This is a genomic window from Streptomyces sp. MMG1533, assembly GCF_001279775.1.
Taxonomy (GTDB): Bacteria; Actinomycetota; Actinomycetes; order Streptomycetales; family Streptomycetaceae; genus Streptomyces.
The window spans coordinates 75,912-87,850 of record NZ_LGDG01000219.1; the positions used below are offsets into that span (position 1 = coordinate 75,912).

Annotated in this window: 10 protein-coding genes, 1 tRNA gene and 3 pseudogenes; 11 read left to right on the forward strand and 3 right to left on the reverse strand. The window is 70.1% G+C overall.

Going from position 1 to position 11,939, the window contains the following annotated elements:
• The first annotated feature begins 63 nt into the window (after positions 1-63).
• The 6 genes and pseudogenes from ADK57_RS24650 to ADK57_RS24670 all read left to right on the forward strand — a co-directional run bounded on the left by ADK57_RS24650 (position 64) and on the right by ADK57_RS24670 (position 4,965).
• Entirely contained in the window at positions 64-1,542 is a 1,479-nt protein-coding gene (locus ADK57_RS24650; protein WP_053751727.1) for a S1C family serine protease, read from the forward strand.
• A 60-nt stretch (positions 1,543-1,602) separates the two neighbouring features.
• A tRNA-Ser gene (locus ADK57_RS24655) sits at positions 1,603-1,689 on the forward strand.
• Between the two features lie 329 nt (positions 1,690-2,018).
• Positions 2,019-2,426 (forward strand): GNAT family N-acetyltransferase, encoded by a 408-nt coding sequence (locus ADK57_RS24660; protein WP_053751728.1) that lies wholly within the window; start codon positions 2,019-2,021, stop codon positions 2,424-2,426.
• Positions 2,427-2,506: 80 nt separating this feature from the next.
• On the forward strand, positions 2,507-4,075 hold the full coding sequence (locus tag ADK57_RS24665; RefSeq protein WP_053751741.1) for a hypothetical protein: 1,569 nt from the start codon (positions 2,507-2,509) through the stop codon (positions 4,073-4,075).
• Between the two features lie 4 nt (positions 4,076-4,079).
• A pseudogene (locus ADK57_RS52540) lies at positions 4,080-4,227 on the forward strand (IS701 family transposase); the annotation flags it as partial.
• 189 nt (positions 4,228-4,416) lie between these two features.
• The gene (locus ADK57_RS24670; protein WP_053751729.1) at positions 4,417-4,965 is read left to right on the forward strand and encodes a DUF1062 domain-containing protein; all 549 of its coding nucleotides are present in this window, start codon (positions 4,417-4,419) and stop codon (positions 4,963-4,965) included.
• A 187-nt stretch (positions 4,966-5,152) separates the two neighbouring features.
• Here the strand turns inward: ADK57_RS24670 and ADK57_RS24675 are convergent, their stop codons facing one another.
• The 3 genes from ADK57_RS24675 to ADK57_RS24685 form a co-directional block, all read right to left on the reverse strand.
• A complete protein-coding gene (locus tag ADK57_RS24675; protein ID WP_053751730.1) occupies positions 5,153-5,677 on the reverse strand; it encodes a DinB family protein in 525 nt (174 codons plus the stop codon).
• A 50-nt stretch (positions 5,678-5,727) separates the two neighbouring features.
• Entirely contained in the window at positions 5,728-6,159 is a 432-nt protein-coding gene (locus tag ADK57_RS24680; RefSeq protein WP_053751731.1) for a hypothetical protein, read from the reverse strand.
• Positions 6,160-6,356: 197 nt separating this feature from the next.
• Positions 6,357-7,223, reverse strand: a complete 867-nt coding sequence (locus tag ADK57_RS24685; protein ID WP_053751732.1) for a bifunctional DNA primase/polymerase — start codon at positions 7,221-7,223, stop codon at positions 6,357-6,359.
• A 360-nt stretch (positions 7,224-7,583) separates the two neighbouring features.
• Between ADK57_RS24685 and ADK57_RS24690 the strand changes: the two are divergent.
• From ADK57_RS24690 to ADK57_RS24710, 5 genes and pseudogenes are all read left to right on the forward strand, one after another.
• Positions 7,584-7,899: pseudogene (locus ADK57_RS24690) on the forward strand (hypothetical protein).
• A 269-nt stretch (positions 7,900-8,168) separates the two neighbouring features.
• The gene (locus tag ADK57_RS24695; RefSeq protein ID WP_053751733.1) at positions 8,169-9,113 is read left to right on the forward strand and encodes a bifunctional MaoC family dehydratase N-terminal/OB-fold nucleic acid binding domain-containing protein; all 945 of its coding nucleotides are present in this window, start codon (positions 8,169-8,171) and stop codon (positions 9,111-9,113) included.
• Complete coding sequence (locus ADK57_RS24700; protein ID WP_053751734.1) at positions 9,110-9,505, forward strand: MaoC family dehydratase; 396 nt, start codon at positions 9,110-9,112, stop codon at positions 9,503-9,505. The genes ADK57_RS24695 and ADK57_RS24700 overlap by 4 nt, the downstream gene beginning before the upstream one ends.
• Positions 9,502-10,665 (forward strand): lipid-transfer protein, encoded by a 1,164-nt coding sequence (locus tag ADK57_RS24705; RefSeq protein WP_053751735.1) that lies wholly within the window; start codon positions 9,502-9,504, stop codon positions 10,663-10,665. Before ADK57_RS24700 ends, ADK57_RS24705 begins: the two co-directional genes overlap by 4 nt.
• A gap of 258 nt (positions 10,666-10,923) precedes the next feature.
• Positions 10,924-11,939 (forward strand): annotated as a pseudogene (locus tag ADK57_RS24710) (IS200/IS605 family accessory protein TnpB-related protein); the annotation flags it as partial.

The window sequence follows — 11,939 nt, forward strand, 5'->3', positions numbered from 1 at the left end:
AAGCGTGAAGCGCGTGACCGAGTGCGACCGACAAACAACAGCCGTGGATCGAGGAGAGAAGCTGTGAGCACCGAGAACGAGGGCACCGCGGTACCCCCGGCCCCGTCCGCACCCCCCGTGCCGGTGGATGCTCCCGCTGCTTCGGCGCCCCAGGAGCCCACCGCTCCCGGCGCAGGCGCCCCGACGACTCCGCTCCCGCCGACGCCGCCGAGCGCCCAGGAGCAGCAGCTGGTGCACGCGGGCCAGGCGCCCGCCTACGCCGCAGCGGGCTCCGCAGGCGCCCCACAGGGGCACCAGGGACATGAAGGCTCGGCTCCGCAGGACGCCTGGCCGCCCCCTGCCATCCCGTCGTACGCCGACGGCGGCTCCGGCGGTGAGGGGTCCGCCTGGGGCGCCGCCTACCAGCAGCCCGCGCCGAAGCCCCGCAGCGGCCGCGGCGGCCTCGTCGCGGCGATCCTGGTGGCCGCGCTGGTCGCGGGCGGCCTGGGCGGCGGCCTCGGCTACACCCTGGCCAAGAACGACGACAACAGCTCCTCAACGACCGTCTCCGCCTCCGACAGCGGCGGCTCCGTCAAGCGCGACCCCGGCACGGTCGCCGGTGTGGCCGCCAAGGCGCTGCCCAGCACCGTCACCATCGAGGCCGAGTCCACCAGCGGTGAGGGCGGCACCGGTACCGGCTTCGTCTTCGACACCGAGGGCCACATCGTCACCAACAACCACGTGGTGGCCGATGCGGTCGACGGCGGCAAGGTCACGGCGACCTTCCCGGACGGCAAGAAGTACGACGCCGAGGTCGTCGGCCACGCACAGGGCTACGACGTGGCGGTCATCAAGCTCAAGAACGCCCCGTCGGACCTGAAGCCCCTGACTCTCGGCGACTCGGACAAGGTGGCGGTCGGCGACTCGACGATCGCGATCGGCGCCCCCTTCGGCCTCTCCAACACGGTCACGACAGGCATCATCAGCGCGAAGAACCGCCCGGTCGCCTCCAGCGACGGCACCGGCAGCAACGCGTCCTACATGAGCGCCCTGCAGACCGACGCCTCCATCAACCCCGGCAACTCCGGCGGTCCGCTCCTGGACGCGCAGGGCAACGTCATCGGCATCAACTCCGCGATCCAGTCCAGCAGCGGCGGCGGCCTGGGCGGTACCAGCCAGTCCGGCTCGATCGGCCTCGGCTTCGCCATCCCGATCAACCAGGCCAAGTACGTCGCCCAGCAGCTGATCCAGACCGGCAAGCCCGTCTACGCCAAGATCGGCGCGTCCGTCTCCCTGGACGACGGCACCGACGGCGCCCAGATCACCGAACAGGGCGCCAGCGGCTCCGACCCGGTCGAGTCCGGCGGCCCCGCCGCCAAGGCCGGCCTCAAGCCCGGCGACGTCATCACCAAGCTCGACGACCGGGTGATCGACTCCGGCCCCACCCTCATCGGCGAGATCTGGACCCACAAGCCCGGCGACAAGGTCACCATCACCTACGAACGCGACGGCAAGACCCACACGGTCGAACTCACCCTGGGCTCCCGCACGGGCGACAGCTGAGCCCACACCGCCCGGCGCCAACCGTTACTCTTGTCCCGCGCTGCCCCGTGGGCGGCGCGGGGTGGGTTGCCCGAGCGGCCTAAGGGAACGGTCTTGAAAACCGTCGTGGCAGCGATGTCACCGTGGGTTCAAATCCCACACCCACCGCAGTGGTGAAGGCTCCTGACCAGCGAAATCGGTCGGGAGCCTCGCTCTTTCCGGCCCCCGTGGGCTACCGCTGTCCCCCGTTGTCCCCCGTTGTTCCCCGTTGTTCCCCGTTGTTCCCCGCTCGATCGGGCACGGGAAAGGCACGGCCCAGCGGCCGGTCACCCACCCCAACCCTCCATCACCCCAGCCCCAAAGGGACACCGGCGCGGACGGCCTCCCGTCTTCGCCCCGGCCGACTGCCCGCTGAGTAAGGCCGGGACTGGCGCGTGGGTGCCGCTGCCCGGGAGTGTGGCGAGCGCATTCGCGAGAACGTCCGAGGGGGGCACCACATGACGCCACAGGGAACCATCACGGTAGAGCGCATGGACGGCTCGGCCGCAGCACAGGCTGTGGACGCGTTCAGGCTCGTCTATGCCGACGTCTTCGCGGAACCGCCGTACAACGAGGCCGCCGACGACGTCACGGCCGCCTTCCGGCAGCGCGAGGACGGGAACCGCGCCTTCGGCCTCATGGAACTTGCCGTGCGCCGACCGTGGCGCGGGCAGGGTGTTGCACGGCGTCTGCACGAGACCCTGCTCGACGGCATCGAGGCCGAGCGGGTGCTGCTGAACGTCCACCCGGACAGCAAGGCAGCGTCGGCCGCCTACCAGGCGTGGGGCTACCGCAGGATCGGTGAGGCGCGGCCGTGGGAGGGCCCGGCCCTCTATGACGTCATGCTGCTCGACCTGCGCACCTGACGACTTTTGGGCAAGGCGGGTTCAATGGCGCCGGGCATGCTGGAGCGCAACCTTCGGGGCTTCTCGCACATCAAATGTGCATGAGGTCCAAGTGCACGGTGTTCGGGGCAGTGCTGGCCACAGTGGTGCTCGCCCTGACGCCCGGTGCAGCCGCTGGGGCCGACGATCCGTCTGCGACACCGTCCCCACTGCCGACGCAGGCATACGCGACGATCGACGCCGAAAAACAGCTCAACGTGGGGTCGGCGGCGCAGTCGGCCAATGTGAGCTGGATGTTCTGGGACGGCGGAGCGCAGGTCCCCATACCCACGAACGACACGCTCGTCATCGATGCGCGTGATCTGGCGGGCATCGCGAGCATCGAGGTCGGCGACTCGAGGTGCAAGGCCGACGGGCAGGTCATCACCTGCGTCAACACGGATGCCTCGCAGAGGCGTTCGGTCGACTTCACCGTGCGTGCGGACGCGGGTGCCGCCCCCGGCGCCGGCGGCACGATCACGTACACCCTCAGCGCCGACCATGCCACCGGCATCACTGCGAACGCGAAGGTGGTCGTCGGCATCCCGAACCTGATCGTCGGCAGGCTGCCGGATGTGACGCACGCCAGGATCGGGTCCCGGGTCGATGTTCCGCTCCGGCTCCGCAACACCGGGGATCTGGCCACTGACCGGCGCGTCATGCTGCGCTGGGAATCGGTGGGCGGTCTGGTCTTCGACCGCAGGTTCTCCAACTGCGCCTACGGCGAAGGTGATGAGCCCGGCGAGCCCGGCAGCCGGGCATCCGTCACCTGCGTGTTCCCGGTCGGCCCGGACTCCGTGCCCGCGGGGGCCACCGTGGAGCTGAGCAGCCCCCTGACCGCCACCGTCGGCAAGCGCGCCCTGACCGCCGTGACCGACTACTCGGTCGAGCTGCTGGAACCTGGCGTAAAGCCCGGCGGCGGCAGCCACCAGGGGACCGGGCCGGCGCTCACCCTGGTGCGGGCGTCCGGAGCGGGAAGCGGATTCGAGGAGGGTGCCGAGGGCCGATTCACCGTCGCGGCCGACAACTCCGCGGATCTCGCGGCCGAGGCCACGACGAAGCCGGGCCGCAAGGCAGGCGAATGGATCCTGGACATCAACGCCCTGAACCACGGACCGGCCTCCGCGTACGGGATCGACAACAAGTCCGTCACCGTGGTCGATGTTGTCCTGCCCAAGGGTGCGGTCGCGACCGGGACCGCTCACATGGAGGAGGAGGACAGCATTTACGGCCCCTGCATTCCATGGAACGGCAGCACCAGGACGGCACCTTTCGAGGCGGGCCACCGGCATTACCTGTGCACCGTGCCGTTGGGTGTCGCCGCCGGCAAGAGCCAGCTGTTCGAACTGTGGGTGAAGACGTCCAAGGCGTACGACGGCGCCAAAGGCACGGCGACCGTGCGTCCCGGCCCGGCCGGCATCCCCCTCCACGACCCCGACGCCTCCAACGACAGCGTCACCTTCGCCTTTGGCACGTCGGCCACACCGAATGCGGCGGTACCGTCCGGCGACACCCCGGACGCCACCGCCACCGGCGCGGGCCGGACGACACTCATCGCCACCGCGGCAGGCTGCGCCGCTCTGCTGGGCGGCGTGGTCATCGTCGTCCGACGCCGCAGACGTTCCCACTGACGCCGGACGGATCCGGCGGGACGGTGTGCTGCCCTTGCGGACCCTCCTGATCGAGCAGCCCCACACGGCTGCCGAGCCGACCGGCTGCTGGATGACCAACCTGCCCGTCACGACCCCCGATTGCCGAGCTGGTGCGGTGGGCCAGGCTCAGGAACTTCCGGGGAAAACCAGTGGAGCAGAGCCGCTGTGCGCCATTACCGTGCTGCCGAACCAAGTCGTCTAGGCAAGGACGTGCCGTTGTACACCGTGTGAGACCTCCCGAGTGCTGATTTGTCGCGCGTCGCACATGTGCGCCGTGCTGCTTTTTGCTGCGGACTTCTCACTGAAACCGGTGTACTTCTGTGCTCGAAAACTGGGTGGTCGCGCCCACCTGCCTGCCGATCGTTCTCCGCCGTTGCCACGCGTGTGCGTCCGAGCGCTTCCGGGCAAGCGGAAAATTTCGCGTCAACGCAAACCACAAGCTCATCGACGCCTGGCTTCTCGTGCTCTGTACCGCTTGCGGGGACACTGCCAAGCTCACGGTCCTGGAGCGGATGAATGTGCGCTCCGTACGACCTGAACTGCTGGACCGGCTGCATGACAACGACCCTGGCCTGACAGCTGAGCTGCTCCAGGATCCGGTTGTGCGGCGCCGTAATCGCATCGCCCTCGACTGGGACAACGCCTGGCGCCTCGACACCGGCGGATCGGATCACCTGGACCGCGAGGTGATCGACGTCTTGGTCCGCTTTACGGCGCGGATCCCTGTCCGGCCGGTGCGACTGATCGCTGAAGGCTGCGGCCTTTCACGGGCCGAGGTCGAGAGACTGATCACGGAGGGGAAGCTCGTTTCGGCAGTCCGGCTGAGCGGCAAGCTCTCCGGCGACTTCACCTTCACGCTCAAGCGCTGAGCCCTCCTCGGGACCAGGGCCTGTCGGGCAAGATCCGCCGGACAGGCCCTGGCCGCCACCAGCGAGGGGGAGAGATCGTCGATCGGCCGGGCCAATGGGGCCCGATGGGCGATTGAGGAATGCTTGCCCGGGTGGACTTCCTGGCGACCCTGCCATCCCTCGATCCCGAGCTGTCCACGTGCCGAACCTACTTCTGTGCGGCCCGCAACAACCGCAACTGCCCGATCTCCGCCGCGTTCTTCATCAGCTCGGCGTTCGCCCACGCCAGCATGTCGGCGACCGTGTGCTCGGGGTCGTTCTGCCAGGGGAAGGGGGCTGTGGCGGACAGGTCGGTGTCGGTGAGGCGGGTCAGGGCGGTCAGCCAGGCGGTGCGAAGGTCGCGGAGCCATTCGACGGTGGGCTTTCCGGGGCCGGGCCAGGCGACGTCGGTTCGGGCGCGGGGCGTGCGGCCCTCGACGTGGTCGAGGGTGACGCCCCACCACCAGCCGATGTGCCAGCTCAGCCAGCCGATGGTCGGTACGGGGACCGGGTCGGGCTCGGTGTCCGCCCAGTCCGGGACCCAGGTGCCGTCGGCGGTGCGGCGTACCGTCCAGTGGTGGGGTGCCGGTTCCCACAGGAAGTCCTCGGGTTCGAGCCGGTCGAGGTGGTATTCGAACAGCGCCCAGGTCAGGTCGAACTGGCGGCGCAGCAGGTCGGATTGGGAAACGGTCACCGGGTGACACTGGCACACCGGTGGATGCCGCGGAAACGGGATTTCCGGGGCTACAACTCGTAGTCCCTCGCCAGTTCCTCCCACGCGATGTCGCGCAGCGCGGCCTCCGCGTCGCAGCCCGACGGCACCTGTGTCGTGGGCTGGAACCAGACGACCGTAAGGGCGGAGCGGTAGAGGATCGCGTCATGGTCCGGGTTCAGAGCCGTGGAGCGGAAGGAGCCGAGGCAGGCCACGGACGGCAGGACCTCTACCGGGCCGAAGCCTCCGGCGTACTGGTCGGGGTACTCGCGCGGGGGCGGGACGAGGTGCACGGGGGTGGTGGGGAAGGTGCGTTCGGCGGCTCGCAGAAGGCCCTTGATCCTCATCTCGTTGACCGGCTTGCACGGGTAGCCCTCCAGCATCCCGCCGTACGTGGAGGAGAACCGCAGCTCGGAGAGGTCGAGTGAGCGGCCGGAGGTGAGGACCACACGGGTCAGGGACATGGTCGGCACTCTAGGGCGGTGGTGCATGGTGCTCCCGTGAATTTCAGTTCCCTGGTCCTCATGATCCTCAGGGCCTCAGGATCCTCCGAGGTCGCATGATCCTCCGAGCCTCAGGATCCTCCGAGGTCTCAGGCTCCCCTGGGTCCTCAGGCTCCCCTGGCTCCTGAGGCTTCCCCGGTCCTCGTGCTCGCTGTCCGCTACGGCCGGTGCCCCGTCATCCGCGCCGCCGACGCGATCGTCGCGCGGGCCTCGCGTTCGCTGAGCCCGGTGTTCAGGGCCGCGTCGACCAGGGGGTCGACGAGGGCGGGGCCGATGCCGTCCTCGTAGGCACGGCAGGCTGCCCAGAACAGGCGGGTGTTGCGCTGGCCCTCGTGGGCGGCGAGGACGAACTGGACCAGGCCCTGGCCGTGTCCGCCGGTCGACGAGGGCGTGGGGTGGTGGCTGCGGGGCGGGGGGAGCAGCAGGCGGAGCAGCGTGGGCGGGCAGGCCGCGGGGGCGAGGTGGGCGGTGCCGGGGGCGGTGGTGTACGCGCCGTGGTCGGTGCGGGAGCCGGGGCCGACGAGGTAGCCGCCGGCGCCCCGGATGTCGATGCCGGGGGCGAGACGGCCGGCCGAGTTGGGGACGACGACGTCGGGCGGGCCGCTCAGCCAGAGGTGGCGGCCGCCGCTGGGGGTCAGGACGACGACTGTGTCGGGGATCGTGAACAGGTGACGCAGGGCCAGTTCGCGCAGGGCGGCAGAGGAGTCCGTGCCGGACTTGGTGTCGAGATCGATGCCGATGAGGTGGTGGGGCGGGAGGCCGCAGGCGATGCCGTAGCCGGTCGCCCAGGGTGCGGAGGCGAACAGTTCGCGGATACGTGCCGGGTCGGTGGCGGCGTCGTAGACCCCGTGGCCGAGGCGTCCGCACTCACCGTGGCAGGTCGGGGCCGTGGGGTCGTCGCGGTGGGGGGAGCGCAGGGCCGGGAGCTTCGTCCGGGACAGGGGGATGACGGCCAGTCCGCGTTCGGCGGCTGACAGGGCGTGTGCGAGGGCCAGCGTCGTGGCCTGCCGGTCGGTGGTGGCCATGCTTCCATGTTCGTACGCATGTTCGAAAAAAGGAAGAGGGGGCGGGTGGGGGCGCGCCGGGGCGGGCGGAATGGCTGGAAATATGCCGGAACGCTTCACCTCTTGCGGGACTTGGGATGGGTGTATTCATAACCGGCATGATCTGGTGCGGGAGTCGCGAAAGGGGTTTATCGGCATGCCATCACGCTTGAGGGCGAATAGAGGCTTCCGTGGTGCTTCGCCGGGGTTTCCGTGGGCAACTCTGATCTCGCGACGTCGTACACCAATACCCGGGGCGATCGACCAACCGCCCTGCTGGAAGCCGTACTTCACGTACGACCGGCACCGCAGCCGACGTGTACATGGTTCTGGAGGAACAACATGGCAAGCACCCGTACCCCTCGCGTCATCGCCGCCGTCTTGCGCCCTCCCGCTCGCAGCCGCGCTCTTCACCGGCGTCACGACGGCGGACAACGGCGCCTTCGCGGACGACGGATCGAACGCGGGTGTGGCGACCGTCGGTGCCGGTGGGGTCGGGCTCGACAACTACGCCAACTCGTCCACCAAGCAGCAGCAGGCGGTCGGTTCCGGTGCCTCGAAGCAGAGCAATACCGCCCAGGTCAACGGCTCCGCGTTCACGGTCATCAACCAGGGCAACGACAGTACGTTCGTCAACTTCACCCCCCTGTGGTGGTGATCTGAGGGGGCCGGTGCTCCCGCATCGGTTCCCTGAACTCCCGCGCATGGGGTGCTCGGTCGGGGTGTTCGGTCGGGGGGTGACAAGCGTCTGCGCGGCGGTGCCACGGCATCGCCGCGCAGACGTTTTCGCCTGCGGGGCAACGGTCTTGACACCCACTCGTATCTGACGGACAGTCAGAAATCTTCGCGAAATCAGTGGGAACCGGACCGGCGGCTGCGGTGTACCAGAAGTGTCGACGCAATGCGGCACGGGATGACGAGGGGGCGATGGTGAACAGCGAGCAGGGGGTGAGCGATGGCCTGGGCAGCCCTGGGAACCCGGGCGATCTGGCGAAGCGGCTGAAGGCATATGAGGGCCGGCCCTCCGCGGTCGCCGGCGTCGGCAAGGACCCCGTCAACGCGCCCATGATCCGGCACTGGTGCGAGGCGATGGGCGACACCAACCCGGCGTATGAGGGCCCGGACGCCGTCGCCCCGCCCACCATGCTCCAGGTGTGGACCATGGGCGGCCTCTCCGGCCACACCGGGCGGGCAGGTGCTTACGACGAACTCCTTGCCCTTCTCGACGAGGCGGGTTGCACCTCGGTCGTCGCCACCGACTGCGAGCAGGAGTACGTCAGAGCCCTGCGGCCCGGCGACGAGGTCACCTTCGACGCGGTGATCGAGTCGGTGTCGGAGCGCAAGACGACCAAGCTCGGCACGGGGTACTTCGTGACAACCCGTATGGACGTCCGGGTGGGCGAGCGCCTCGCGGGCACCCACCGCTTCCGCATCCTCAAGTACGCCCCCGCAGCCCGAAAGGAGAAACCCCCGCGCCCCCGACCGGTCGTCAACCGCGACAACGCCGGCTTCTGGGAGGGCGTCCGACAGCACCGGCTGCTGATCCAGCGCTGCACCGGCTGCGGCACCCTGCGCCACCCCTGGCTGCCGGGCTGCAACACCTGCGGCAGCCCCGACTGGGACACGGTCGAGGCGAGCGGCGAGGGGACGGTCTATTCGTACGTCGTCCTGCACCACCCGCCCTTCCCGGCCTTCTCCCCTCCTTACGCGGTCGCTCTGATCGAGCTGGCGGAAGGCGTCCGGATGATCGGCAACGTGGTCGGGGTGCCGTACGACAAGGTGCGGATCGGCCGGCCGGTGCGGCTCGAATTCCAGTCGTACGACGACGAGTTGGTGCTGCCGGTCTTCCGCGCCGAAGAGGAGGCCGCATGAAGGCCGGTGACGCGCTGCCGCCCCTGGAGATCCCGATCACCCGCACCCTTGTCGTCGCCGGGGCCATCGCCTCGCGCGACTACCAGGACGTCCACCACGACGCCGAACTGGCCCGGCAGAAGGGCTCCCCCGACATCTTCATGAACATCCTGACGACGAACGGCCTGGTGGGGAGGTACATCACGGACCACTTCGGCCCGCGCGCCGTACTCCGCAAGCTGGCCATCAGACTCGGCGCCCCCAACTACCCGGGCGACACGATGGTGTTGACGGGCACGATCGAGGACGTGGCCGACGACACCGCGACCGTCCGCGTGGTCGGAACCAACGCCATCGGCAGACATGTGACCGGCACGGTGACGGTCGCCCTGCCGGCCGGGGAGGCGGGATGAGCGTACGTACCCGCGACACCCTCGGCGGACGGGCGGCGATCGTCGGCATCGGGGCGACGGAGTTCTCCAAGGACTCGGGGCGCAGTGAGCTGCGGCTGGCGACGGAGGCGGTGCGGGCGGCACTCGACGACGCCGGGCTGCGACCGGCCGACGTGGACGGGATGGTCACGTTCACGATGGACACCAGCCCGGAGATCACCGTGGCCCAGGCCTGCGGGATGGGCGAGCTGTCCTTCTTCTCCCGCGTGCACTACGGCGGCGGCGCGGCCTGCGCGACCGTCCAGCAGGCGGCGCTCGCCATCGCCGCGGGCGTGGCCGAGGTGGTCGTCTGCTACCGCGCGTTCAACGAGCGGTCGGGGCGGAGATTCGGCTCGGGTGTGCAGCACCGGGAGCCGTCGGCCGAGGGGGTGGCGCTCGGCTGGTCCCTCCCCTTCGGGCTGCTCACCCCGGCGTCGTGGGTGGCGATGGCGGCCCAGCGCTACCTTCACATATACGGCCTGACGCCAGAGGCCTTCGGGCGCGTGGCCGTGGTGGACCGCGGGTATGCGGCGACCAACCCGGCGGCGTACTTCCACGGCCGGCCCATCACCCTCGCCGACCACGCCGCCTCCCGCTGGATCGTCGAGCCGCTGCGGCTGCTGGACTGCTGCCAGGAGACCGACGGCGGCCAGGCCCTGGTCGTCACCTCGCTGGAGCGGGCCCGCGACCTGCCCCACCCGCCCGCCGTCGTCGCGGCGGCCGCCCAGGGCGCGGGCCGGGCGCAGGAGCAGATGACGAGTTTCTACCGCGACGACCTGACCGGCCTGCCGGAGATGGGCGTGGTGGCCCGCCAGCTCTGGCGGACCTCCGGATGCACCCCCGCCGACATCGACGTGGGGATCCTGTACGACCACTTCACACCGTTCGTGCTGATGCAGCTGGAGGAGTTCGGGTTCTGCGGAAAGGGAGAGGCGGCGGACTTCGTGCACCGGGCGGAGCTGCCGATCAACACCCACGGCGGACAGCTCGGGGAGGCGTATCTGCACGGCATGAACGGCTTGGCGGAAGGAGTACGGCAGCTGCGGGGCACGGCAGCGAACCAGATACCGGGTGCGGAGCGGATCCTGGTGACTGCCGGGACGGGGGTGCCGACGTCGGGCCTGGTCCTGGCCGCCGACTGAGCGGGCCGCAGCAGACCCCCCAGGGGTTGGGAACTGCTGCCGGTGGACTGAGCAGGAGTGACTTCTGGTGAGCGTGAGTGAGTGTGAGGGCTGGAAGGGTTGTTCCGTTGTGCGCGGGTCTCCTCCGTCTTGGAGCGCGTTGTGGCCCTGCGCTCCTCGAGAGGGGAACGGGAGTTCCTGGGTCGAATGGGTGACCTTTGTGGGGGCTGCTCGTTGACTGCGGTGACAGGGATCTTCGGCCGGGCGGGGGTGGACGGAGTGGCTGGACTGCGGGAGGTGGCGGCTTCGTTCGTGGTGCCCGGCCCGGCGGGGGTGGCGATCCGGGACCGGCTGCGGGTGTCGGCGGCGGATGCGGCGGTGCTCGCCGAGGTCGGTGTCTTCCTGGGGTCGCTGGCGGCGGGGGATCTCGCGGAGCGCTTCCGGCAGGGGCTGGCGCATGATGCGGCCGGGTGGGCGGTGCGCAAGCGGGCATTGACCGGGAGGTCGTCGGCGCGCTGGGCGGGCAGTATCACCAAGGCCAGTCATGACCAGTGGGCGCTGGCCCGGCGCGGACAGGTGGCCCATCTGGCCTGGCTGCGCGGGCAGGTCGCGTCCATCGAGGCGCGGCTGGCCCGGCCGCTGGGCGCGAAGGCCGACCGGCGGGAGGGGCTGGCGCGGGGGTATGCCTCGCGGAGCGAGTGGCATGCCAAGTCCCGCCGCCTGCAGACTCTCAAGGACCGCCTCGTGGTGGTGGAGGCGGACCGGGCGGCGGGCCGGGTGCACGTGGTGCGTGGCGGCAAACGCCTCGCGAACACTCGCCACCACCTTCAGGCGGCCGGGCTGGACGTGGCGGCGTGGCGGCAGCGGTGGCAGGCGGAGCGTATGTTCCTGGCCGCCGACGGCGAGGCGGGCAAGTGCTTCGGCAACGAAACGATCCGCGTCACCGACACCGGACAGGTCTCGGTAAAGCTCCCGGCCCCGCTGGCCCGCCTGGCCAACGCACCCCACGGCCGCTACGTCCTCGACGTGACCGTGCGGTTCCAGTGTCGCGGGCAGGAGTGGCGTGACCGGATCACCGCCAACCGGGCGGTGGCCTACCGCATCCACCACGATGTGGTGCGCGGCCGCTGGTATGTGACCGCCTCCTGGCAGCGCGCCGCCGCTCCCGTCCTGCCGCTGGAGGCGGCCCTGACCCGGGGGGGTGGTCGGGGTGGACATGAACGACGACCACCTCGCCGCCTGGCAGTTGGATGTGCACGGCAACCCGGTCGGCGAGCCGCAGCGCTACTTCTACG

Excerpts from the sequence above, each read along its gene's own strand:
- ADK57_RS24660 (WP_053751728.1), top strand. The coding sequence starts at position 2,019 with ATGACGCCACAGGGAACCATCACGGTAGAGCGCATGGACGGCTCGGCC.
- ADK57_RS24685 (WP_053751732.1), bottom strand. The coding sequence starts at position 7,223 with ATGGCCACCACCGACCGGCAGGCCACGACGCTGGCCCTCGCACACGCC.
- ADK57_RS24665 (WP_053751741.1), top strand. The coding sequence starts at position 2,507 with ATGAGGTCCAAGTGCACGGTGTTCGGGGCAGTGCTGGCCACAGTGGTG.
- ADK57_RS24705 (WP_053751735.1), top strand. The coding sequence starts at position 9,502 with ATGAGCGTACGTACCCGCGACACCCTCGGCGGACGGGCGGCGATCGTC.
- ADK57_RS24700 (WP_053751734.1), top strand. The coding sequence starts at position 9,110 with ATGAAGGCCGGTGACGCGCTGCCGCCCCTGGAGATCCCGATCACCCGC.
- ADK57_RS24695 (WP_053751733.1), top strand. The coding sequence starts at position 8,169 with ATGGTGAACAGCGAGCAGGGGGTGAGCGATGGCCTGGGCAGCCCTGGG.
- ADK57_RS24680 (WP_053751731.1), bottom strand. The coding sequence starts at position 6,159 with ATGTCCCTGACCCGTGTGGTCCTCACCTCCGGCCGCTCACTCGACCTC.